Annotated in this window: 22 protein-coding genes; 5 read left to right on the top strand and 17 right to left on the bottom strand. The window is 68.9% G+C overall.

What is annotated here, in order from left to right:
* Window positions 1-14: 14 nt before the first annotated feature.
* The 16 genes from nuoN to ACIBGM_RS27065 all read right to left on the bottom strand — a co-directional run bounded on the left by nuoN (window position 15) and on the right by ACIBGM_RS27065 (window position 17,856).
* Window positions 15-1,541, bottom strand: a complete 1,527-nt coding sequence (gene nuoN / locus ACIBGM_RS27140) for an NADH-quinone oxidoreductase subunit NuoN (protein WP_396387328.1) — start codon at window positions 1,539-1,541, stop codon at window positions 15-17.
* Window positions 1,542-1,600: 59 nt separating this feature from the next.
* Entirely contained in the window at window positions 1,601-3,124 is a 1,524-nt protein-coding gene (locus ACIBGM_RS27135; protein WP_396387115.1) for an NADH-quinone oxidoreductase subunit M, read from the bottom strand.
* Complete coding sequence (gene nuoL, locus ACIBGM_RS27130) at window positions 3,121-4,992, bottom strand: NADH-quinone oxidoreductase subunit L (protein WP_396387114.1); 1,872 nt, start codon at window positions 4,990-4,992, stop codon at window positions 3,121-3,123. The genes ACIBGM_RS27135 and nuoL overlap by 4 nt, the downstream gene beginning before the upstream one ends.
* Window positions 4,993-5,003: 11 nt before the next feature.
* Complete coding sequence (nuoK, locus tag ACIBGM_RS27125; RefSeq protein ID WP_396387113.1) at window positions 5,004-5,303, bottom strand: NADH-quinone oxidoreductase subunit NuoK; 300 nt, start codon at window positions 5,301-5,303, stop codon at window positions 5,004-5,006.
* Entirely contained in the window at window positions 5,300-6,145 is an 846-nt protein-coding gene (locus tag ACIBGM_RS27120) for an NADH-quinone oxidoreductase subunit J (protein ID WP_396387112.1), read from the bottom strand. Before ACIBGM_RS27120 ends, nuoK begins: the two co-directional genes overlap by 4 nt.
* Entirely contained in the window at window positions 6,142-6,690 is a 549-nt protein-coding gene (gene nuoI / locus ACIBGM_RS27115) for an NADH-quinone oxidoreductase subunit NuoI (protein WP_360525683.1), read from the bottom strand. The genes ACIBGM_RS27120 and nuoI overlap by 4 nt, the downstream gene beginning before the upstream one ends.
* Window positions 6,683-8,032, bottom strand: a complete 1,350-nt coding sequence (gene nuoH, locus ACIBGM_RS27110) for an NADH-quinone oxidoreductase subunit NuoH (RefSeq protein WP_396387111.1) — start codon at window positions 8,030-8,032, stop codon at window positions 6,683-6,685. Before nuoH ends, nuoI begins: the two co-directional genes overlap by 8 nt.
* Window positions 8,029-10,473, bottom strand: coding sequence for an NADH-quinone oxidoreductase subunit G (locus ACIBGM_RS27105; RefSeq protein WP_396387110.1), 2,445 nt, complete (start codon window positions 10,471-10,473; stop codon window positions 8,029-8,031). Before ACIBGM_RS27105 ends, nuoH begins: the two co-directional genes overlap by 4 nt.
* Entirely contained in the window at window positions 10,470-11,771 is a 1,302-nt protein-coding gene (gene nuoF, locus ACIBGM_RS27100) for an NADH-quinone oxidoreductase subunit NuoF (protein ID WP_396387109.1), read from the bottom strand. Before nuoF ends, ACIBGM_RS27105 begins: the two co-directional genes overlap by 4 nt.
* 2 nt (window positions 11,772-11,773) lie before the next feature.
* Window positions 11,774-12,580: an NADH-quinone oxidoreductase subunit NuoE gene (gene nuoE / locus ACIBGM_RS27095; RefSeq protein ID WP_396387108.1), complete on the bottom strand. Its 807-nt coding sequence runs from the start codon at window positions 12,578-12,580 to the stop codon at window positions 11,774-11,776.
* A complete protein-coding gene (locus ACIBGM_RS27090; protein ID WP_360525698.1) occupies window positions 12,581-13,933 on the bottom strand; it encodes an NADH-quinone oxidoreductase subunit D in 1,353 nt (450 codons plus the stop codon). It lies immediately after the preceding gene.
* Window positions 13,933-14,640 carry an NADH-quinone oxidoreductase subunit C gene (locus ACIBGM_RS27085; RefSeq protein WP_360525701.1) on the bottom strand — a complete coding sequence of 236 codons (708 nt, stop codon included), beginning with the start codon at window positions 14,638-14,640 and terminating at the stop codon, window positions 13,933-13,935. The genes ACIBGM_RS27090 and ACIBGM_RS27085 overlap by 1 nt, the downstream gene beginning before the upstream one ends.
* Complete coding sequence (locus ACIBGM_RS27080; protein ID WP_360487297.1) at window positions 14,637-15,191, bottom strand: NADH-quinone oxidoreductase subunit B family protein; 555 nt, start codon at window positions 15,189-15,191, stop codon at window positions 14,637-14,639. Before ACIBGM_RS27080 ends, ACIBGM_RS27085 begins: the two co-directional genes overlap by 4 nt.
* A gap of 3 nt (window positions 15,192-15,194) precedes the next feature.
* On the bottom strand, window positions 15,195-15,554 hold the full coding sequence (locus tag ACIBGM_RS27075) for an NADH-quinone oxidoreductase subunit A (protein ID WP_132147066.1): 360 nt from the start codon (window positions 15,552-15,554) through the stop codon (window positions 15,195-15,197).
* Between the two features lie 116 nt (window positions 15,555-15,670).
* Window positions 15,671-16,984 carry a geranylgeranyl reductase family protein gene (locus ACIBGM_RS27070; RefSeq protein WP_396387107.1) on the bottom strand — a complete coding sequence of 438 codons (1,314 nt, stop codon included), beginning with the start codon at window positions 16,982-16,984 and terminating at the stop codon, window positions 15,671-15,673.
* Between the two features lie 173 nt (window positions 16,985-17,157).
* Window positions 17,158-17,856: a demethylmenaquinone methyltransferase gene (locus ACIBGM_RS27065; protein ID WP_396387106.1), complete on the bottom strand. Its 699-nt coding sequence runs from the start codon at window positions 17,854-17,856 to the stop codon at window positions 17,158-17,160.
* Window positions 17,857-17,999: 143 nt separating this feature from the next.
* Here ACIBGM_RS27065 and ACIBGM_RS27060 point away from each other — a divergent pair, with 143 nt between their 5' ends.
* Both ACIBGM_RS27060 and ACIBGM_RS27055 read left to right on the top strand, forming a co-directional pair.
* Entirely contained in the window at window positions 18,000-19,262 is a 1,263-nt protein-coding gene (locus tag ACIBGM_RS27060; protein WP_360525710.1) for an isochorismate synthase, read from the top strand.
* Between the two features lie 2 nt (window positions 19,263-19,264).
* Window positions 19,265-19,885: an MBL fold metallo-hydrolase gene (locus tag ACIBGM_RS27055; RefSeq protein WP_396387105.1), complete on the top strand. Its 621-nt coding sequence runs from the start codon at window positions 19,265-19,267 to the stop codon at window positions 19,883-19,885.
* Window positions 19,886-19,913: 28 nt separating this feature from the next.
* Here the strand turns inward: ACIBGM_RS27055 and ACIBGM_RS27050 are convergent, their stop codons facing one another.
* Complete coding sequence (locus tag ACIBGM_RS27050) at window positions 19,914-20,738, bottom strand: GNAT family N-acetyltransferase (protein WP_396387104.1); 825 nt, start codon at window positions 20,736-20,738, stop codon at window positions 19,914-19,916.
* 57 nt (window positions 20,739-20,795) lie between these two features.
* Here ACIBGM_RS27050 and ACIBGM_RS27045 point away from each other — a divergent pair, with 57 nt between their 5' ends.
* The 3 genes from ACIBGM_RS27045 to ACIBGM_RS27035 all read left to right on the top strand — a co-directional run bounded on the left by ACIBGM_RS27045 (window position 20,796) and on the right by ACIBGM_RS27035 (window position 23,635).
* Entirely contained in the window at window positions 20,796-21,425 is a 630-nt protein-coding gene (locus ACIBGM_RS27045; protein ID WP_396387103.1) for a PadR family transcriptional regulator, read from the top strand.
* Between the two features lie 462 nt (window positions 21,426-21,887).
* Complete coding sequence (locus ACIBGM_RS27040) at window positions 21,888-22,874, top strand: ATP-binding cassette domain-containing protein (RefSeq protein ID WP_360525722.1); 987 nt, start codon at window positions 21,888-21,890, stop codon at window positions 22,872-22,874.
* Window positions 22,871-23,635, top strand: a complete 765-nt coding sequence (locus ACIBGM_RS27035) for an ABC transporter permease (protein WP_360525725.1) — start codon at window positions 22,871-22,873, stop codon at window positions 23,633-23,635. The genes ACIBGM_RS27040 and ACIBGM_RS27035 overlap by 4 nt, the downstream gene beginning before the upstream one ends.
* Window positions 23,636-23,678: the final 43 nt, after the last annotated feature.

Here is a 23,678-nt window from a genome sequence, read left to right as displayed (position 1 = left end):
CAGCGGTTTCGGACTCAACGGATGAACTCACCCGCGCGGGCCGCCAGCTCGAGCACCGGTCCGGGGACCAGGCCGAGAACCACCGTGGCGGCGAGACCGAGGGCGACGGCGGTCGTGGTCTGCCACCCGGGCAGGGCCACGTCCGGCGCGTCCGCCGGGAGGTCGGAGAAGAACATCAGCACGATCACCCGGACGTAGAAGAACGCGGCGACCAGGCTGCACAGTACGGCGACCACCACGAGCGGCCACGCGTCACCGGCCCAGGCCGCGCTGAACACGGCCCACTTCCCGGTGAAGCCCGCGGTCAGCGGGATCCCGGCGAAGGACAGCAGGAAGAACGCGAAGATGCCGGCCAGCAGCGGCGACTTCTTGCCCAGCCCGGCCCACCGGGACAGGTGCGTCGCCTCTCCGCCGGCGTCCCGCACCAGCGTGACGACGGCGAACGCGCCGACCGTCGGGAAGCCGTAGGTGACGAGGTAGAACAGCACCGCCTGGGTCGAGGTGATCCCGCTGGTGACGCCGTTCCCAGCCTGCGCCAGACCGATGAACGCGGTCAGCAGGAAGCCTGCGTGCGCGATCGACGAGTAGGCCAGCATCCGCTTCACGTCGGTCTGGGTGATCGCGACGATCGAACCGACCACCATGGTCAGGATCGCGACGATCCACATCATCGGCGCCCAGTCCCAGCGGGTACCGCCGAGGGCGACGTAGAAGACCCGCATCAGCCCGATGAACGCGGCGATCTTGGTGCAGGCCGCCATGAACCCGGTGACCGGTGTCGGCGCGCCCTGGTAGACGTCCGGGGTCCAGGAGTGGAACGGCACAGCGCCGACCTTGAACAGCAGGCCGACACCGAGCAGGCCGGTTCCGGCGAGCAGGATCGCGTCGCCACCGGTCTGCGCCGCCAGCGCGTCCGAGATCCCGCCGAGCGACATCGTCCCGGCGTACCCGTAGAGCAGCGCGATCCCGAACAGCAGGAACGCCGACGCGAACGCGCCGAGCAGGAAGTACTTCATCGCCGCTTCCTGCGAGATCAGCCGGCGCCGCCGGGCCAGCCCGCAGAGCAGGTACAGCGGCAGCGAGAACACCTCGAGCGCGACGAACATCAGCAGCAGGTCGTTGGCCGCGGCGAACAGCATCATGCCGCCGACCGCGAACAGCGTCAGCGGGAAGACCTCGGTGTGCTCGACCCTGGCCGCCGTACCCTCACGCTCGGCCTCGGACCCCGGTACGGCGGCCGCCTGGCCGGCGAACGCGGACAGTCCGCCGTCGACCGACCTCTCGGCGAACAGCAGCACGCTGATCAGCGTCAGCGCCAGCAGGACGACCCAGGTGAACAGCGCCGGGCCGTCGACCGAGATCTCACCCTGCGCCGCGATCAGTTCGGTGTTGTCGGCCATCAGGATCGCGGTCAGTACCCCGGCCACGACGAGCGCCACGACCGTGATCGCCAGCTGGACCAGGTGCCGCAGCGGCCGGGGCAGGAACGCCTCGGCGACCACCCCGACGCAGGCCGCGCCGAACACGACGAGCAGTGGCATCAGTTCGCCGTACTCGATCTTCGGCGCGGTGAAGTCCGCCAGCGGCAGCACGTGCGCGATCACTTCTGTCCCTCCGTCACGGGGATCTCCGGAGCCGGGTCAGTGACGCCGACGTGCTGCATCGTCGACTCCACCGCCGGCTTGATGATGTCCACCACCGGCTTCGGGAAGATCCCCAGGCCGATGATCAGTACGGCGAGCGGCGCGATCGCGACCACCTCGCGCACGTTCAGGTCCTTGAGCTTCTCGATCCCGTCGCGGACCGGCCCGGTCATCAGGCGTTGGTACATGATCAGGATGTAGAGCGCGGCCAGCACGATACCGAGCACCGCGATCACCGCGAGCGCCCGGTGCCGGCTGAACGTCCCGGCCAGCACCATGAACTCGGAGATGAACGGCGACAGGCCGGGCAGCGCCAGGCTGGACAGGCCGGCGAACAGGAACGTGCCGGCCAGCACCGGGGCAACCTTCTCGACACCGCCGTAGTCGGCGATCCGGGCCGAGCCGCGCCGGGAGATCAGGTACCCGGCGACCAGGAACAGCGCCGCCGTGGACAGGCCGTGGTTGAACATGTAGAGCGTCGACCCGGTCAGGCCCTGCGACGTCAGCGCGAAGATGCCCATCACGATGAAGCCGAAGTGCGAGATCGAGGTGTAGGCGATCAGCCGCTTGATGTCGGTCTGGCCGATCGCCACCAGGGCGCCGTACAGGACCGAGATCAGCGCCAGCACGAGCACCACCGGGGTGGCCCACTCGGACGCGTTCGGGAACAGGCTCAGGCAGAACCGGATCATCCCGAAGGTGCCGATCTTGTCCAGGATGCCGACCAGCAGCACCGAGGTGCCCGGCGTCGCCTCGGCGGCGGCGTCCGGCAGCCAGGTGTGGAACGGCACCATCGGCGCCTTCACCGCGAACGCGAAGAAGAAGCCGAGGAACAGCCACCGCTCGGTGTTCTGGCTGATGTCGAGCTGCATCAGGTCGGTGAGCAGGTACGACGGGTCGCCGGCGCGGGCCGAGAGCACGTAGAGGCCGACCACCGAGGCCAGCATCAGCAGACCGCCGAGCAGCGAGTACAGCAGGAACTTCACTGCGGCGTACGAACGCTGCGCACCGCCGAAGCCGCCGATCAGGAAGTACATCGGGATCAGCGTGGCCTCGAACAGCACGTAGAACAGGAACACGTCGGTGGCGGCGAACACGCCGAGCGACAGCGCCTCCAGACCGAGGATCCAGGCGAAGAAGGACTTCTCCGACCAGCGGCCGTCCTGCGCGTCGTTCCAGGACGCGATGATCACGATCGGGGTGAGCAGCGCGGTCAGCACCACCAGGACGATGCCGACACCGTCGAGGCCGAGCGCGAAGTGCGCGCCGAACGGCTCGATCCAGGTGTGCGTCTCGGCGTAGTCCGCGGCGCCGTTGCGCTGGTAGCCGATCGCGATGATCGCGGTCAGGACCAGCGTGACCAGCGAGAACGCGAGCGCGACCTGCTTGGCCAGCAGCGCCTTCGCCGCCGGCACCAGCATCGTCGCCAGTGCCCCGACGAACGGCAGGAGCAGTAACAGGGTCAGCCAACCGATGTTCACGACAACCTCACCGCGAGGAGGGCGACGACCACGAATGCGGCGCCGAAGACCATGCTGAGTGCGTAGGAACGGACGAAGCCCGTCTGGAACCGGCGGAGCCGGCCGGACAGCCCGCCGAACAACGCGGCCAGCCCGTTGACCAGGCCGTCCACACCGCGGTTGTCCAGCCAGACCAGCGTCCGGGTGAGGTACTGGCCCGGACGCATCAGGACCGCCTCGTTCAGCGCGTCGCCGTACAGGTCACGGCGGGCGAAGGTGGTGGCCGGGGAGACCTTGACCGGCGCCTCCCGCGGGATCTCGCGGCGGAACAGCAGCACGCCGATGGCAGCGCCGACGACCACGACCGCGAGGATGATCACCGTCATCGCCAGCGCGCTGATCGGCGGGTGGGCTTCCTCGAATCCGGTCACCGGCTCCAGCCAGCTGACGATCCAGTCGTTGACGAAGTAGAGCGCACCGCCGACCAGCGACAGGATCGCCAGGATGATCAGCGGACCGGTCATCACGCTGGGCGACTCGTGCGGGTGCACGTCCTTCTCCCAGCGCTTCTCGCCGAAGAACGTCATCATCATCAGCCGGGTCATGTAGAACGCGGTGATGCCGGCGCCGAGCAGCGCACACACACCGACCACGGTGTTCTCCGCGAAGGCGACCTCGATGATGTGGTCCTTGCTGAAGAAGCCGGAGAACGGCGGGACGCCGAGGATCGCCAGGTAGCCGAAGGCGAACGTCACGTAGGTGACCTTCATGTACTTCCGCAGCGCCCCGTAGTGCCGCATGTTCACGTCGTCGTTCATGCCGTGCATCACCGAGCCGGCGCCGAGGAACATGTTGGCCTTGAAGAAGCCGTGTGTGAGCAGGTGGAAGATCGCGAAGGCGTAACCGACCGGACCGAGGCCGGCGGCGAGCATCATGTAGCCGATCTGGCTCATCGTCGAACCGGCCAGCGCCTTCTTGATGTCGTCCTTGGCGCAACCGATGATCGCACCGGTCAGCGCGGTCACCGTACCGACGATGACGACCGCGGTTGACGCGGCCTCGGTGTGCTCGTAGATCGCGCTCGAGCGGACCACCAGGTAGACGCCGGCGGTGACCATGGTCGCCGCGTGGATCAGCGCCGACACCGGGGTCGGGCCCTCCATCGCGTCCAGCAGCCAGGACTGCAGCGGAACCTGCGCGGACTTGCCACAGGCCGCCAGCAGCAGCATCAGGCCGAGCAGCGTGGCCCAGGTGCTCGACAGTCCCTCGGCGCCCGCGTCGACGGTCACGAAGGCGGACGAGCCGAACAGCGCCCACATGCTCATCACCGCGAGCGAGAGGCCGATGTCACCGACCCGGTTCACCACGAACGCCTTCTTCGCGGCGACCGCGGCCGAGTCCTTGTGCTGCCAGAACCCGATCAGCAGGTACGACGCCAGGCCGACACCTTCCCAGCCGACGAACACCAGCAGGTAGTCGGCCGCGAGCACCAGCAGCAGCATCGCCGCGATGAACAGGTTCAGGTACCCGAAGAACCGGCGCCGTCGCGGGTCGTGCTCCATGTAGCCGATCGAGTAGATGTGGATCAGCGAACCCACACCGGTGATCAGCAGCACGAACAGGATCGACAGCGGGTCGATCAGCAGCGAGAAGTCCACCGTGATGCCGCCGACCGAGAACCACTCGAACAGCCGGACCGTCTCGGACCGCTCCTCGGATCCCAGGCCCTGCATCTGGAAGAACAGCACGACGCCGAAGGCGAAGGAGATCAGCGGCGCCAGCGTCCCCAGCAGGTGACCCCACGCGTTGGTGGCCTTGCCACCGAGCAGCAGGATCGCCGCGGACACGGCCGGGACCGCGACCAGCAGCCACATCAGCTCATGACTCATCGGTGATTACCTCAGTACTTGAGCAGGTTGGCGTCGTCGACCGAGGCCGAGCGACGGGTGCGGAAGATGGCCATGATGATCGCCAGCCCGATGACCACCTCGGCCGCGGCCACCACCATCACGAAGAAGGCGGCGATCTGGCCGTCGAGGTTGCCGTGCTGGCGGGCGAAGCTGACGAACGCCAGGTTGCAGGCGTTCAGCATCAGCTCGACACACATGAAGACGACGATGGCGTTACGGCGCACCAGCACGCCGAGCGCGCCGATGCTGAACAGGATCGCCGCAAGCACGATGTACGGCTCGGTACTCACAGCTTGTCTCCTTCGCCGTATCCGGAGAGATCCGTGCTCTCGGGCTCGGACGGGACCTGGTCACCCGGGTCGCCCTCGCTGATCTCGCGGACCTTCTGGACCTCGTCGCGCTCCTCGGACTCGGGGAACACGGTGCCACGGGCCTGCAGCACCCGCGAAACCGAGGTCGGTGCGATCGACCCGTCCGGCAGCAGCGCCGGCGTGTCGACGGCGTTGTGCCGGGCCAGTACGCCGGGCGTCGGCAGCGGACCCGGGTGCACGCCGGACTCGGCGTACTTGCGGATCCGGTCCTCGGCGTGGTCGCGCTGGGTGCGCTTCTTGGTCAGCCGCTCGCGGTGCGCCAGCATCATCGCGCCGAGCGCCGCGGTGATCAGCAGCGCCGAGGTCACCTCGAAGGCGAACACGTACTTGCCGAACAGCAGCTGCGCGATCCCCTTCGGGTTACCGTCCGGCTGCGCGTCGGCCAGCCCGGTCGGGTTGCCGTAGATCGCGTTGCCGACCGCGGCGACCAGCAGCGCCCCGAAGCCGATGAAGGCCAGCCCGGCCAGCAGCCGCTGCCCGCGGATCGTCTCCACCAGGGAGTCGCTCGCGTCGACACCGACCAGCATCAGCACGAACAGGAACAGCATCAGGATCGCGCCGGTGTAGACGATGATCTGCACGGCGAACAGGAACGGCGCGTCCTGGGCGGCGTACTGCGCGGCCAGGCAGACCATCACGGTGGCCAGCAGCAGCGCGGAGTGCACCGCCTTGCGGACCAGCACCATCCCGATCGCGGCCAGCACCATGATCGGCGCCAGCATCCAGAACGCCACCTGGGCGCCGGTGACGAGGCCGATCATTTCGCGTCACCACCCTCGGCCGGCGCGGCGGCGCCGGTCAGCCCGAGGTAGTAGTCCTTCTCGGTGCTGCCGAGCTGCATCTCGTGCGGCGGCTCCTGCATCCCGGGCAGCAGCGGCGCCAGCAGGTCCTTCTTCTCGTAGATGAGGGACTCGCGGGTGCGGTCGGCCAGCTCGTACTCGTTGGTCATGGTGAGCGCCCGGGTCGGGCAGGCCTCGATGCACAGACCGCAGAGGATGCAGCGCAGGTAGTTGATCTGGTAGACGCGGCCGTAGCGCTCCCCCGGGGAGAAGCGGTCGCCCTCGGTGTTGTCCGCGCCCTCGACGTAGATCGCGTCCGCCGGGCAGGCCCAGGCGCACAGCTCGCAGCCGACGCACTTCTCCAGGCCGTCCGGCCAGCGGTTCAGCTGGTGGCGGCCGTGGAAGCGCGGTGCGGTCGGCTTCTTCTCGAACGGGTACTGCTCGGTGAACACCTTGCGGAACATCGTCCGGAAGGTGACCCCGAACCCGGCTACCGGATCCCAGAGGGATTCTTTGACACTAGCCACGGCTGCCTTCCTTGCTCCGGGTGTCAGACTCGCTTCGGCTGTCCGTGTGAACGAGCGGTGGGGGCACCGGGTAACCTCCCGCGAAGGCGTCGAAGTCCTTCGCGCGGTCGGCCTCGGTGACCGTCTTGTGTGAGCGCAGTTCGGGCTTGGGCTTCTGCGGGATGAACATCGTGACGACCGCGATCACCAGCACGACGGCGGCCGCGACCAGCAGCGTCGTCCGGCTGAAGGTGGTCTCCCGGCCGACCGCGCGCACGGTGGCGACCAGCAGGATCCAGCCCAGCGAGACCGGGATCAGGATCTTCCAGCCCAGCTTCATGAACTGGTCGTAGCGCAGTCGCGGCAGCGTCCCGCGCAGCCAGATGTAGAAGAAGATGAAGCACATCATCTTGCCGACGAACCACAGCACCGGCCAGTAGCCGGAGTTCGCGCCGTCCCAGATCGAGATCGGCCACGGCGCCCGCCAGCCGCCCAGGAACAGCGTGGTCGCCAGCGCGGACACGGTCGCCATGTTGATGTACTCGGCCAGGAAGAACATCGCGTACTTCATCGACGAGTACTCGGTCAGGAAGCCGGCCACCAGCTCGCCCTCGGCCTCCGGTAGGTCGAACGGCGCCCGGTTCGTCTCGCCGACCATCGAGATCACGTAGATCACGAACGACGGGAACAGCAGGAACGCGTACCAGCCCGGGATCGGGATGTCCGCCCCGAACAGGTTGATCGACTGGTTCGAGCCCTGCGCGGCGACGATGTCCGAGGTGGACATCGAGCCGGCGAACAGGAACACCGTCACCAGCGCCAGGCCCATGCCGACCTCGTAGGAGATCATCTGGGCGCTGGACCGCAGGCCGCCGAGCAGCGAGTACGTCGAGTTGGACGACCAGCCGCCGAGCACGATGCCGTAGATGCCGATCGAGGCGACCGCCATCACGTACAGCACCGAGACCGGCAGGTCGGTGATCTGCAGCCGGGTGTAGGTGTCGGTGAACGGGATCTTCACCGTCGGGCCGAACGGGATCACCGCGAAGGTCAGGAAGGCCGGGATCGAAACGATCACCGGGGCGGCGACGAAGACGAGCTTGTCGACGCCCTTCGGCATCAGGTCTTCCTTGAACATCAGCTTCATGCCGTCGGCGAGCGACTGCAGCAGACCCTGCGGGCCGTGCACGTTCGGGCCGATCCGGTGCTGCATCCGGGCCACCACCCGGCGCTCCCACCAGATGTTGAACAGCGTCAGCACGACCAGGAAGACGAAGACCAGCAGCACCTTCAGGCCGATGACCCACCACGGGTCGTTGCCGAAGCCTGCGTCCGGCGGCGTGGCGAGGGGGATCATGCTCATGCGTTCCCTCCGGCGATCGTCACGATCGAGCCATGGTCGGCGTGCAGCGACCGGCGGACGTGCGAGTCGGCCGAGTTGGTCGGCAGCCACACCACGTTGTCGGTCATCGGGCTGATCACCACCGGCAGCCGGATCGACCCGGCGTCGGTGCTGACCACCAGCTCGTCACCGTCGGCGACACCGACCCGGTGCGCGGTGGTGAGCGAGATCCGGGCGACCGGCGTCCGGGCCGTCGCGGTCAGGTGCGGCTCGCCGTCGTTCGCGCGGCTGTCGTCGATCAGCATCCGCCAGGTCGCCAGCCGGGTGGAGTCGAAGGCGCCGAGCGACGGACCGGCCTGGTACGTCGGCTCCTGCGCGCGGTCGCCGTCCCAGCGGCCGAGCTCGTCGAACTCCTTCTTCGCCCCGGCCGGAGTGGCGAACCCGAGCGAGTGGTCCATCTCCTGCGCCAGCGCGGCCAGCGCCCGGACGTCGGGCATCGCGGCCGGGACCTTCAGCACCACCGGGAACGGCCGCTCGCGACCCTCCCAGTTGACGAAGGTGCCGTCCTTCTCCGCCGGCGGAACCACCGGGAAGACGACGTCGGCGTGCTCGGTGACCTGGGAGTTGCGGACCTCGAAGCTGACCACGAACGGCGCCGCCTCCAGCGCGGCCAGCGCCGCCGCCGGGTCCGGCAGGTCGTCGATCTCGACACCCGCGACGACCAGCGCCTGCAGCGAACCGGCCGCGCTCCTATTCAACTCAGCGAGGATCTCGGTCAGGTCCCGGCCGACGTTCGCCGGCAGGCTGTCGACATCCCACGCGGCCTGCATGTCGACCCGCGCGTGCGGGTCGGACACCAGCCGGCCGCCGGGCAGCAGACCCGGCAGGCAGCCCGCCTCGAGCGCGGCCCGGTCCCCCGCACGACGCGGGATCCAGGCCAGCTGAGCACCCGTGTCCAGGGCCAGCCGCAGCGCCGTCGAGTACCCGCCCGGCGCGCTCGCCAGCCGCTCGCCGACGATGATGATCGAGTCCGGCCCGAGCGCGGCCAGGGCAGCCGCCCCGGTCGCACCCGCGTTGCCCAGATCGGCCAGTACGGCGGCCTCAGTCCCCGGCGACGCCGGTACGACGACACCGTCGAGCTTCTCCACCCCGCGCGAACCGTAGGCCGCGACCGTGAAGACCTTGGTGCCGTGCGAGCGGACGCCCTTGCGCAGCCGCAGGAACACCGACGGCGCCTCCTCCTCGGGCTCGAACCCGACGAGCAGCACCGATCCGGCCTTCTGCAGGTCGGCGAACGTCGTACCCATGCCGGTGCCGGCCACCGCGGCGGCGAGGAAGTCCGCCTCTTCCGCGGAGTGCGGCCGGGCCCGGAAGTCGATGTCGTTGGTGCCGAGCGCGACCCGGGCGAACTTCGAGTACGCGTAGGCGTCCTCGAGGGTGAGCCGGCCGCCGGTCAGCACCGCCGCGTTGCCGCGGGCCGCGGTCAGGTTCTCCGCGGCGAAGGTCAGCGCCTCCGGCCAGGACGCCGGCCGGAGCTCGCCGTCCTCGCGGATCAGCGGGTGGGTCAGCCGGTCACCGGTGGTCGCGTAGTTGAACGCGAACCGGTCCTTGTCCGAGATCCACTCCTCGTTGACCTGCGGGTCGTCGCCGGCCAGCCGGCGCATCACCTTGCCGCGCCGGTGGTCGACCCGGATCGCCGCGCCGGAGGAGTCGTGCTCCGCCACCGACGGAACCGAGACCAGGTCGAACGGCCGCGACCGGAACCGGTACGCCGCGCTGGTCAGCGCGCCCACCGGGCAGATCTGGATGGTGTTGCCGGAGAAGTAGCTCTCGAACGGCTCCTTCTCGTAGATGCCGACCTGCTGCAGCGCGCCGCGCTCGATCAGCGCGATGAACGGGTCACCCGCGATCTGCTCGGAGAACCGGGTGCAGCGGGCGCACAGTACGCAGCGCTCGCGGTCCAGCAGCACCTCGGCCGAGATGTTGATCGGCTTCGGGTAGGTCCGCTTGACCTCGGTGAACCGGGTCTCGCCGCGCCCGTTGGTCATCGCCTGGTTCTGCAGCGGGCACTCGCCGCCCTTGTCGCAGACCGGGCAGTCCAGCGGGTGGTTGATCAGCAGGAACTCCATGATCCCGTGCTGCGCCTTGTCGGCCACCGGCGAGGTCACCTGGGTGCGGACCACCATGCCGTCGGCGACGGTGATCGTGCAGGAGGCCTGCGGCTTCGGCATGCCCCGGCCGTTCCCGGCGTCGGTGATCTCGACCAGGCACTGCCGGCAGGCGCCGACCGGGTCCAGCAGCGGATGGTCGCAGAACCGCGGGATCTGGATCCCGATCTGCTCCGCGGCCCGGATCAGCAGGGTGTTCTTCGGAACCTTGACCTCGATGTCGTCGATGGTCACGGTCACCAGATCGGTGCGCTCCACCTCCGACCCGGCGGGTGGGTTCGCTTGGATCGTCATGCGCTTGCTCCAGCGGTAGCGAAGACAGTGCTTGCCATCGGGTCGAACGGGCAGCCGCCGTTCTCGAAGTGCGCCAGGTACTCGTCCTTGAAGTGCTGGATCGAGCTGCTGATCGGCGCGGTCGCACCGTCGGCCAGCGCACAGAACGAACGGCCGGTGATGTTCTCGCACAGGTCGAGCAGCTCGGCGAGGTCGTCCTCGGTGCCCTTGCCGTGCTCGAGCCGCTCCAGGATCTGCACCAGCCACCAGGTGCCCTCACGGCACGGGGTGCACTTGCCGCAGGACTCGTGCTTGTAGAACTCGGTCCAGCGCAGCACCGAGCGGACCACGCAGGTGGTCTCGTCGAAGATCTGCAGCGCCTTGGTGCCCAGCATCGAGCCGACCGAGCCGACGCCCTCGTAGTCCAGCGGGACGTCCAGGTGCTCGGCGGTGAGCAGCGGGGTCGAGGACCCGCCCGGGGTCCAGAACTTCAGCTCGTGCCCCTCGCGAATCCCGCCGGCCAGGTCGATCAGCTGCCGCAGCGTGATCCCCATCGGCGCCTCGTACTGGCCCGGCCGGGTGACGTGCCCGGACAGCGAGTAGAGCGTCATGCCCTTGGACTTCTCGGTGCCCATCGAGGAGAACCAGTCCGCGCCGTTCTTGATGATGGCGGGAACGGATGCGATCGACTCGACGTTGTTGATCACTGTGGGGCAGCCGTACAGGCCGGCCACGGCCGGGAAGGGAGGACGCAGCCGGGGTTGACCGCGACGGCCTTCCAGCGAGTCGAGCAGCGCCGTCTCCTCGCCGCAGATGTACGCGCCGGCGCCGGCGTGCACGATCACGTCCAGGTCGTAGCCGCTGCCGAGGATGTTCGTGCCGATGTAACCGGCCGCCTTCGCCTCCTCGACCGCCTGCTGCAGCCGGCGGATGACATGCAGCACCTCACCGCGGACGTAGATGAACGCGGTCGACGCGCGGATCGCGTACGAGGAGATGATGACGCCCTCGACCAGCGTGTGCGGCGAGGCGAGCATCAGCGGGATGTCCTTGCAGGTGCCCGGCTCGGACTCGTCCGCGTTCACCACCAGGTACTTCGGCTTCGGGTTGTCCTGCGGGATGAACGACCACTTCATCCCGGTCGGGAAGCCCGCGCCGCCACGGCCGCGCAGACCCGAGTCCTTGACCGCGGCAACCACGTCGGCCGGCTGCATCCGCAGTGCGCTCTGCAGCGCGTCGTACCCGCCGGAGCGCTGGTACGACGCCAGCTGCCAGGAGCGGATCTGGTCCCAGTTGTCGGACAGAACCGGGGTCAGCATGGTCAGTCCTCCTTCCGCGGGTCGTCGGTGTGGACGGCCTGCGACTCACGTCCGGGCTGGTCCTCGGGACGCGGACCGGGGACGGGCTCGACCGGGGCCGGGGAGCCGCCGCGGCCACCCGGAGCCGTCCAGTTCCGCTCGCGGGCCAGCCGCAGGCCGGCCAGCGTCGCCTTGCCGCCGGTCGGGCCCTCGTCGGCGCGGCCGTCGGGGAACCCGGCGAGCACCCGCTCGGCCTCACGCCAGGTGCAGATGGTGGCGCCGCGCGGCGACTTCACCTCGGTGCCCTCGCGCAGGTCGTCGACCAGCTGGGTGGCCGACTCCGGCGTCATGTCGTCGAAGAACTCCCAGTTCACCATCATCACCGGCGCGTAGTCGCAGGCGGCGTTGCACTCCAGGTGCTCGAGGGTGATCCTGCCGTCCTCGGTGGTCTCGTCGTTGCCGACGTCGAGGTGCTGCTTCAGCCGCTCGAAGATCACGTCGCCGCCCATCACCGCGCACAGCGTGTTGGTGCAGACGCCGACGTGGTAGTCGCCGACCGGACGGCGCTTGTACATCGTGTAGAAGGTCGCCACCGCGGACACCTCGGCGCCGGTCAGCCCGAGCACCTCGGCGCATGCCTCGATGCCCTCCGGGGTGACCCGGCCCTCGACCGACTGCACCAGGTGCAGCATCGGCAGCAGCGCGGACCGGCCCTGTGGGTAGCGGGCGGCCAGCTCGCGCATCTCCGCGATCGTGGTGTCGGTGATGTTCGAGTCACCGGTGCTGTACGGCACCGGCTTGTCGGTCGCAGTCGCGTGGTTCTCGGCCATCTATCGGTCCACTCCACCCATCACCGGGTCAAGGCTGGCGACGGCGACGATCACGTCGGCGACCTGGCCGCCCTCGCACATGATCGGCATCGCCTGCAGGTTTGCGAAGGACGGGTCACGGAAGTGCGCCCGGTACGGCTTGGTGCCGCCGTCGGAGACGACGTGGCAGCCGAGCTCGCCGCGCGGCGACTCGATCCCCACGTACGCCTGGCCGGCCGGCACCCGGAAGCCCTCGGTGACCAGCTTGAAGTGATGGATCAGGGCTTCCATCGACTCGCCCATGATGTGCTTGATGTGGTCGAGCGAGTTGCCCATCCCGTCGGTGCCGACGGCCAGCTGGCTCGGCCAGCCGATCTTCTTGTCGGCCACCATCACCGGCTCGCCCTCCATCTTGGCCAGCCGGTCGGCGCACTGCTCGACGATCTTCAGCGACTCGTGCATCTCCTGCAGCCGGACCCGGAACCGACCGTACGAGTCCGCGGTGTCCCACGTCGGTACGTCGAAGTCGTACGTCTCGTAGCCGCAGTACGGCTGGGTCTTGCGCAGGTCCATCGCGTACCCGGTCGAGCGCAGCGGCGGGCCGGTGATGCCGAGTGCCATGCAGCCGGCCAGGTCCAGGTAGCCGACGTTCTGCAGGCGTCCCTTGAAGATCGGGTTCGCGTTGCACAGCTCGGCGTACTCGGGCAGGTGCTTGTTCATCCAGGTGATGTACTCGCGGATCTTGTCCAGCGCACCCGCGGGCAGGTCCTGGGCAACGCCGCCCGGCCGGATGAACGCGTGGTTCATCCGCAGGCCGGTGATCAGCTCGAACAGGTCGAGCGTCATCTCCCGCTCCCGGAAGCCGATCGTCATCACGGTGAGCGCGCCGATCTCCATGCCACCGGTGGCGATGCAGACCAGGTGGCTGCTGATCCGGTTGAGCTCCATCAGGAGCACCCGCATCACGTTCGCCTTCTCCGGGATCTGGTCCTCGATCCCGAGCAGCCGCTCGACCGCGAGGCAGTAGGCGGTCTCGTTGTAGAACGGCGACAGGTAGTCCATCCGGGTGCAGAACGTGACGCCCTGCGTCCAGGAGCGGAACTCCATGTTCTTCTCGATGCCGGTGTGCAGGTAGCCGATGCCGCAGCGGGCCTCGGTCACCGTCTCGCCGTCGAGCTCGAGGATGAGCCGGAGCACGCCGTGGGTGGACGGGTGCTGCGGGCCCATGTTGACGACGACGCGCTCCTCGGGCTCCTCGCCGAGGCCGGCCACGACCGAGTCCCAGTCCTGACCGGTGACGGTGAAGACCTTGCCCTCGGTGGTGTCGCGAGTGGTCGCGTACGGGTCTGACGGTGTCGATTGTGTTTGGGTCATCAGTTGTACGACCTCCGCGTGTCGGGCGGCGGGATGACGGCGCCCTTGTACTCGACGTCGATACCGCCGAGCGGGTAGTCCTTGCGCTGCGGGTGGCCCGGCCAGTCGTCCGGCATCTGGATCCGGGTCAGCGCCGGGTGACCGTCGAAGATGATGCCGAAGAAGTCCCAGGTCTCGCGCTCGTGCCAGTCGTTGGCCGGGTAGACCGAGACGACCGACGGGATGTGCGGATCGGCGTCCGGGGCGGACACCTCCAGCCGGATCCGCCGGTTGTGGGTCATCGACATCAGGTGGTAGACCGCGTGCAACTCGCGGCCGGTCTCGTTCGGGTAGTGCACGCCGCTGACGCCGGAGCAGAACTCGAACCGCAGCGCCTCGTCGTCGCGCAGGTGCCGGCAGACCTCGACCAGCCGCTCGCGCTGGACGTGCAGGGTCAGCTCGCCGCGGTCGACCACGACCTTCTCGATCGCGCCGTCGCCGACCAGGCTCTCCAGCCGCTCGGTCGCGCCGTCGAACCAGGAGCCGTACGGCTTCGGCGTACCGCCGGGCAGCGCGACCTGGCGGCGCAGGCCGCCGAAGCCGGAGGTGTCCCCGGTGCCGCGGACTCCGAACATGCCCTGGCGCTGGTCCACCACCTCGGCCGCCGGCGTCTGAGCGTCGCCGGCCGGCGAGGTCGCCGGAAGGTTCTCAGGCTGGTGCTCGCTCACCGGAGCAGCCCCTTCATCTCGATCGTCGGCGAGGCGGCCAGCGCGGCGGCCTCGCGCTCCTGCAGCTCCGCCCGCTTGTGCGCGCCGAGCTTGCTGTGCTGGATGTCGTCGTGCAGCTTGAGGAACGCGTCCAGCAGCATCTCCGGCCGCGGCGGGCAGCCGGGCAGGTACATGTCGACCGGGACCACGTGGTCCACGCCCTGCACGATCGCGTAGTTGTTGAACATGCCGCCCGACGACGCGCACACACCCATCGCCAGCACCCACTTCGGGTTCGGCATCTGGTCGTAGATCTGGCGCAGCACCGGGGCCATCTTCTGGCTCACCCGGCCGGCCACGATCATCAGGTCGGCCTGCCGCGGCGACGCCCGGAAGACCTCCATGCCGAACCGGGCGGCGTCGTACCGCGGCGCGCCGGTGGTCATCATCTCGATCGCGCAGCAGGCCAGCCCGAAGGTTGCCGGCCACAACGAGGCCTTCCGCATGTAGCCGGACAGGCCCTCGATCGTGGTCAGCAGCACGCCGGCCGGAAGCTGTTCCTCAACACCCATGGCTCAGTCCCACTCCAGTCCGCCGCGGCGCCACACGTAGGCGTACGCGACGAAGACGGTGACGATGAAGATGACCATCTCGATCAGCCCGAACAGCGCCATCTGGTCGAAGGCGACCGCCCACGGGTAGAGGAAGATGATCTCGATGTCGAACACGATGAAGAGCATCGCGGTGATGTAGTACTTCACCGGGAACCGCCCGCCACCGACCGGTTGCGGGGTCGGCTCGATCCCGCACTCGTAGGAGTCGAGCTTGGCCCGGTTGTAGCGCTTGGGTCCGACCAGCGCGCTCGTCACCAAGGTGCCCGCCACGAAGATCGCCGCGAGCACACCGAGAACGAGGATCGGTACGTAAGGGTGCATCGGGTTCGTGCTCCCTCCTTCAGCCGGTGGTCTGTCTGTCTGCGTTTCCGGTCAGCTGTGTTACAGGCACTGTGTTATCAGTACCGCTGTGGCCCATCTCACTCGCCCCGCCGGTTTCAGGCGGCCGGGGCGACCTTGGTGAGCCCGTTGATGATCTTGTCCATCACGTCGCCGTCGCGCGGGTCGGTGAGGTTGGCCAGCAACTTCAGGGTGAACTTCATCAGCGTGGTGCGCGGCAGACCGTACTTCGTGCACAGCCGCATCACCTCCGGATTTCCGATCAGCTTCACGAAGATCCGGCCGAGCGTGTAGTAGCCGCCGTACTCCTGCTTGAGCGCCTTCGGGTACGCCGACAGCGCCCGCTCGCGCTGGTTCGGCTGCCGGTGCAGCGCCTGGGCGGCGACCTCGGCGGCGAACGCCCCGGACTCCATCGCGTAGGGGATGCCCTCGCCGTTGAACGGGTTGACCATGCCGCCGGCGTCGCCGAGCAGCATCAGGCCGCGGGTGTAGTGCGGCTGCCGGTTGAAGCCCATCGGCAGCGCCGCGCCGCGGATCGGGATGGTCTGGAACTCGTCCCGGAACTGCCACTCCTCCGGGGTGTTCTTCAGCCACTGCTTCAGCAGGTCGGAGTAGTCGACCTTGCCGAACGCCTCGGACGTGTTCAGGATGCCGAGGCCGACGTTGACGGTGCCGTCGCCCATCCCGAAGATCCAGCCGTAGCCGGGCAGCAGGTTGCGCTGGCCCGGGTTCTGCGGGTCGTCGGCCCACAGCTCCAGCCACGACTCGAGGTAGTCGTCGTCGTGGCGCGGGCTGGTGAAGTAGGTGCGGACGGCGACCCCCATCGGGCGGTCGTCGCGCTTGTGCAGGCCCATCGCGATGCTGAGCCGCGACGAGTTGCCGTCGGCGGCCATCACCAGCGGCGCGCGGAACTCGACGTCGGCGCCGGCCCGGCGGCCGTTGTCGTCGACCGGCTTGGCGGTGACGCCGACGATGAAGCCCCGGTCGTCCAGGATCGGGCCGCTCACGTTGGTCCGCTCGCGCAGCCGGGCGCCGGCCTTCACGGCCTGCCGGGCGAGCATGTCGTCGAAGTCCATCCGGTTCCGGGTCAGCCCGTAGTTCGGGTAGCTGGACAGGTCCGGCCAGTCCAGCTGCAGGACGTGCCCGGCGCCCTGGATGCGGAGGCCGTAGTTGCGGATCCAGCCGGCCTCTTCGGAGATGTCGATGCCCATGTTGATCAGCTGCTTGGTGCCGCGCGGGGTGAGCCCGTCGCCGCAGACCTTCTCCCGCGGGAACGCGGTCTTCTCCAGCAGCAGGACGTCGAGTCCGGCGTTGGCCAGGTGGTAGGCGGCGGCCGAGCCTGCGGGTCCGGCGCCGACGACGATCACATCGGCGGTCTCCGCCTGCTGCCCGCTCGGCACGCTCTGGCTCATCTCGATTCCCGGCCTGGAAGGTTCATTGGGCTCTGTGCGCTCGTACTGTGTGAGATCGTGAAGGGATTCACGAAGCCTCGACACCCGACAGTCTAGGACTGCCTGACTCGGACACGAAACCGGCCCACTTCCCCTTGTCCACAAGCGATTTACGCGCAATTTTCCTTGCGTAATTAAGTGGGCTTGACCGCCCGGTGGATGGCCACCAGGCCACCGGTCAGATTGCGCCACTGCACCCGGGTCCAGCCGGAGGCCTCGATGGCGCGCGCGAGCGGCTCCTGCGGCAGCCAGGCCCGGGTCGACTCGGCCAGGTACTCGTACGCCTCCGGGTTCGTCGACACCACCTTCGCCACCGCCGGCACCGCGCGCATCATGTACTCCAGGTACACGACCCGGAACGGCTTCCAGGTCGGGTGCGACTGCTCCAGTACGACGAGCCGCCCGCCCGGCCGGGTCACCCGGAGCATCTCCTGGAGCGCGACCGTGACGTCGTTCACGTTCCGCAGCGCCCACGAGATCGTCACCACGTCGAACGTGTCGTCGGCGAACGGCAGCCGCAGCGCGTCCCCCGCGATCAGGTCCAGCCCCGGGTACCGCCGCTTCCCGACCCGCAGCATGCCGACCGAGAAGTCGCACGACACCACCTCGGCGCCGGCCTCCAGCAGCTTGATGCTCGACGCGCCGGTCCCGGCGGCCAGGTCCAGGATCCGCATCCCCTTCCGGGGCGCGATCTCGGCGAACGTCTGCGGCCGCCAGTGCAGCTTCTCCAGACCCATCGTCGCGACCGCGTTCGTCCGGTCGTACCCCTCCGCCACGTTGTCGAACATGGCCGCCACGGCCTGCGGGTCTTTGCTCAGATCTGCGCGGGTCACGTGTCTAGTTGATCACGGGTCCGACAGGCTCCGAAATCCACTGGACATCGGGCAGGCATACGCTTGCATCTCGTGAGTGCATTCCCAGAGAGCCGGCTGGCCATCGCGATCCGGGGTCATGCCGCGAGCGAGGGGTGGGTGCGGTGAGCTTGTCCGAGCCGGTCGGGAGCCAGGCTCCCCATCTGGTCATCCGCAGCCAGCGAGTCGACGGGGTGTCGGCCCAGTTGATGGACCATCTGCCGGCCGAGGGCGGCCTGGCCTGGGTACGGCGTGGCGACGGTCACGTCGGTTGGGGCGTCGCCGCCCGCCTCGACGTTGCCGGTAGCAACCGCTTCCAGGAGGCGGTGGCCTGGTGGAAGGACCTGGTCGCGGCCGCGGTGGTGCGCGACGAGGTCGGCGTACCAGGGTCCGGGCTGGTCTGCTTCGGGTCGTTCGGGTTCACCGACGACGACCCGAGCGAGCTGGTCGTGCCCGAGGTGATCGTCGGCCGCCGGGGCGGGACGACCTGGGTGACCACGATCTCGCCGGCGTCCTCGCTAGCCGTGCCGCCGGAGCTCGCCGTCCACGAGCCGTCACCGGTGTACGACGTCGCGTTCGCCGACGGCGCCCGGTCCGGCACCGACTGGTCGAGCATCGTCGCCGACGCGATCAAGCGGATCACCGCCGGTGAGCTCGACAAGGTGGTGCTGGCCCGCGACCTGATCGCGATCGCCGAGCAGCCGATCGACCTGCGCTGGCCGTTGCGCCGGCTGGCGGCGGCGTACCCGAACTGCTGGACGTTCTCCGTCGACGGCCTGATCGGCGCGACTCCCGAGCTGCTCGTACGGCGGGAGAAGGGGTTGATCACGTCCCGCGTGCTGGCCGGGACCATCCGCCGTACCGGAGACGACGCGCACGACCTCGCGCTGGCCGCGTCGCTGGCCCGGTCGAGCAAGGACCTGGAGGAGCACGAGTTCGCGGTCCGCTCGGTCGCCGACGCGCTGAAGCCGCACTGCAAGTCGATGAACGTCCCGGAGACCCCGTTCGTGCTGCACCTGCCGAACGTGATGCACCTGGCCACCGACGTGGCCGGCGTCGCCGACAACGGCGCGTCCGCGCTCGGCCTCGCCGCCGCGCTGCACCCGTCGGCGGCAGTCTGCGGTACGCCGACCGACCTGGCGCGCGACCTGATCGGTGAGATCGAGGGCATGCGGCGGGGGCGGTTCAGCGGACCGGTCGGCTGGATGGACGCGGCCGGCGACGGCGAGTGGTGCATCGCGCTGCGCTGCGGTCAGGCCGACCCGGACGACGCCCGGCGGATGCGGCTGTTCGCCGGCGCCGGCATCGTGGCCGGCTCCGACCCGGTCGCCGAGCTCGCCGAGACGAACGCCAAGCTGGTTCCGATGAGAGACGCGTTGGGAGACTGACTGTGAAGCTCACGAAGTTTGCGCACGCCTGTGTCCGGCTGGAGAAGGACGGCAAGGTCCTGCTCGTCGACCCGGGAACGTTCAGCGAGGACGCGGCCTTCGAACGCGCCGACGCGGTCCTGGTCACCCACGAGCACCCCGACCACCTGGACATCGAGCGCATCGCCGCTCTGGAGGTCCCCGTCTACACCAACGCCGGCGTCGCCGCCCAGCTCACTGCGCTGGGCGACCGCGTCACTGTGGTCGCCGACGGCCAGTCCTTCGAGGCCGCCGGTTACTCAGTCCGTGCCTACGGCAAGGACCACGCCATCATCCTTCCGGAGCTCGGCGTCCCCTGCGAGAACGTCGGCTACCTGATCGAGGACGCGGTCTACCACCCGGGTGACTCCTTCACCCAACCCGACCGCCAGGTCCACACCAACCTGGTCCCCATCTCGGGCCCCTGGTTCTCCCTCCCACCCGCGGTCGAGTACGCCCGCGCCATCAAGGCGAAGCAGACGGTCGGCATCCACGACGCCCTCCTCAGCCCGATCGGCCAAGGCATGCTCAAACGCTTCATCGGCGAAGTAGCCGGCACCAACTACCTCGGCCTGACCCCCGGCGAGTCCACCGAACTCACCTGACCAAGGACACCGGGCCCTGAGCGGGCGATCAGGCGGTGAGCTCGACGTCGATGAAGTCGGCGAGGGGGCGGTAGCCGGCCTGGAAGTAGATCTTGTTCGAGGTCGGGTTGGCCAGGTCGGTGTAGAGGCACGCCTGGTTGCCCTGCGCAAGGATCTCCGCGGTCACGTGACTGGTGAGCGCACCGGCGTACCCGTTCCGCCGACGCTCCGGAGGGGTGTAGACCGGCCCGACCCGGCAGGCGCCGTAGACCGGCAGGTGGTACCCGACCATGCTCACCGCCTGCCCGTCGGCCTCCCAGATCCACATCGTCTCGTGCTCCAGGTGATCCTCGGCCCAGTCCAGGTAGTCCCCGCCGAGCTCCTCCGCAAAGCCGGCCTTCGCCCAGCTCCCCACCAGCTCGACCTCGTCGTTCTGCATCAACCGTGGCGAGCCCTCCGCTGAGAGCGGGGTCAGCGTGCCGAGCTTGTGGAGGCGGGTCCCCTTGGTCTCGGTCGCCGTACCGCCGCGGCGCGCGCACCATCGGTCGGCGAAGCGCAGAGCCGCCGGGCGGTCCCCCGCGACGCCGGTCAGCTCGGGCAGTACGTCGAGATACGCATCAGCGACCGCTTCCGCGAGCTCCGGGGGAAGGGCGCCGAGGTACACGTTCCGCCCCGGGGTCCGCATCGCCGCACCGACCACCGCGTCGCCGTCGTGGACGGAGGCGAAGTACGACGGCTCGTCCGCCGTACGACCGCTGGACGCCTGGGCGTGGACGTTGCCCATGATGATCGTGTGCAGCACCGGATCCTGTTGCAGGAAAGGGAAGACCGTCTGCTCGAAGGCGGCCGCGTCACTCGTCACACGTACGTCCATGCCCACGCAGATTACGCCTCGACCGGCGCCGGCGTCGCGCGGATTTACACTGCGACTATGTCCACCACGCGCTTGCTGCTGCTCGGGGTCGTGCGGATCTTCCAGCCGGCCTACGGGTACCAGCTGCGCCGTGAGCTGCTCACCTGGAACGTGCAGGACTGGGCGAACATCAACCCCGGCTCGATCTACACCGGGCTGCGGACACTGGCCAAGCACGGGTACCTGCAGGAGCTAGAGGACGGCGCGGCGAGCCGGCCGGGGCGTACGTCGTACAAGCTCACGACGGACGGTGAGACGGAGTACTTCTCGCTGCTGCGGCAGATGCTGTGGCACGTGGACGGCTTCCACCCCGACCGGATGATGGTGACGCTGAGCTTCCTGTGGTCGCTGCAGCGCGACGAGGTGCTGGCCGCGCTGGAGGCGCGCATCACGCAACTCGAGCAGCGGCAGAAGGCCGAGCCGTTCGCGGAGCGGCAGGTGTTCGAGGATCCAGGTACGCCGAACCACGTCGTCGAGATGTTCCGCATCACCACCGCCCGCGACCGCGGCGAGCTGGATTGGACCCGCGCCTTCCACGAACGCGTGACGAACGGCGACTACTCCTTCGCCGGCGAACCCGCCGACTGGGCGCCGTACCCCGGGATGATCACCCACTGGGGCGAGATTCCGACTCCACCAACCAAGTAACTTCCTCCCCACGCGTGCTGCGCGGTGGCTCCTGCGTCGCAACCGCTCCGCGCGCTGCCCGCCCACCCTTTCATTTCGCGCTGCCGCCCGGGCTTGCGGCTATCGCCGCGACTTGCGGGCTGCCGCCCGCGGTGATCCTTCGGTCGGCGTGACTCGTCGAGTCGGGCGTGGTCGGAGGGTTGAAGGCTCCACGCTCAGGCGGAAATCGGAGGACGGTGAGCGCAAAGCCGCGGTAGGGTCCACGGCTCGTGCGCATCACCCCATGGACGCTTCGGGGACCAGGAGCAGTTGCCACCACGGGGCGGTCAACGCGCGCGGCAGCGCGCAGAACTCGGATGGGCGGGTAGCGCGCGGAGTGGGTGCGACAAGGAGCGCCGCGACGAGGAGTGCCTGCGGAGCACGCGTAGGAAGGTACAACTAATCAATGTTGACTATTCAAAGTTGATCACCCAGACTGGCCGCATGATGATCGAAGCGCGGGGGTTGGCGCGCACTTTCAAGACCAAGCGCGGTCCGGTGGAGGCCGTGCAGGGGGTTGATCTGGAGGTGGCCGACGGGGAGATCGTCGGTTTTCTGGGGCCCAACGGGGCCGGCAAGACCACGACGATGCGGATGCTGGCGACGCTGATCAAGCCGACCGCCGGCACCGCGACGGTGGCTGGGTGCGACCTGGCCAAGGACCCGGTCGGCGTCCGCCGCGGCATCGGGTACGTGCCGCAGAGCGGTTCGACCCTGCCGGAGGCGGTCGCGGGTGACGAGGTCGTCGACCACGCTCGGCTGTACGGCGTACCGAAGGCCAAGGCGGCCGCGGACGGGCAGCGGTTGTTCGAGGAGCTCGACCTGACGGGCCTGTGGCGGCGGCAGTGCAAGACGCTGTCCGGCGGCCAGCGGCGCCGGCTCGACATCGTGATGGGGTTGATCCACGACCCGCGGCTGGTGTTCCTGGACGAGCCGACCACCGGCCTCGACCCGCAGGCCCGGGCGAACCTCTGGCAGCACATCCGCGGTCTCCGCGACCGCGGCGCGACCATCTTCCTCACCACGCACTACCTGGACGAGGCGGACGCGCTCTGCGACCGGATCCTGGTCATCGACCACGGCAAGATCGTTGCCTCCGGCACGCCGGACACGCTGAAGCAGCAGGTCTCAGGCGACGCGGTCCGGCTCAGCCTCGCCGACGCCGGGCAGGCGCCGGCGGTGACGAAGATCGCCGAGGAGCTGGAGGGTGCGATCGACTTCGAGACCGATGGTGACGTGGTCGGGTTTCGGATCCCGCGTGGCGGTTCGGTGCTGCCCGGCCTGCTCCGCCAGATCGATGCCCAGGGCATCGAGCTGAACGGCGTCGAGGTGCACCGTCCGACGCTGGACGACGTGTTCCTGACCATGACCGGCCGCTCGCTGCGCGACGAGGCAGCCCCGGCACAGCAGGAGAAGGAGGTCGTGGCATGACCGTGCTTCGCGAGACGTGGATCGTGTTCCACCGGGCGATGCGGCTGACGCTGCGGAACCCGATGTGGGCGATCCTGATGCTCAGCCAGCCGTTGATGTACCTGTTCCTGTTCGGCCCGCTGCTGAAGCCGATCACCGCGCAGATCAGCGAGGGCGCGACCACGAACGCGTACCAGGTGTTCATCCCCGGCCTGATCGTCCAGCTCGGCATGTTCGGCGCGATGTTCGTCGGCTTCGGCCTGATCGCCGAGTACCGGGCCGGCGTGATCGAGGCCGACCGGGTCACCCCGGCGTCCCGGATGGCGCTGATGGCGGGGCGCGTACTGCGCGACGTCGTCGTACTGGTCGTGCAGACGCTGGTGCTGCTGATCGCCGCGATCCCGCTCGGCCTGCGGGCGCCGTGGGGCGGCGTGCTGCTGTCGCTGGTGATCGTGGCCCTGCTCGGCGCGACGTTCGCGTCGCTGTCGTACTCGGTCGCGCTCATCACGAAGAGCGAGGACGCACTGGCCCCCCTGCTGAACGGGATCGCAATGCCGCTCCTGCTGCTGTCCGGCATCCTGCTGCCGATGCAGATCGGTCCGACCTGGCTGCAGCGGCTGTCCGACATCAGCCCGCTGAAGCACGTGGTGAACGGTGTCCGGGCGCTGTTCCGCGGCGACATCGACAACAGTTCGTCGCTGTGGGGCCTGTTCTGGGTCGTGCTGCTGACGATCGTCGGCCTGACCGTCGGGGCCCGGACCTTCCGCAAGGAATCCGCCTGACGCAAGCCGCTGTTCATCGGGGAGTCGCCCGCGGCGGCTAACT

Origin of the sequence: Kribbella sp. NPDC050470 (assembly GCF_044458365.1) — a bacterium.
Classification (GTDB): Bacteria; Actinomycetota; Actinomycetes; order Propionibacteriales; family Kribbellaceae; genus Kribbella.
This window is presented reverse-complemented; position numbering and strand designations above follow the sequence as displayed.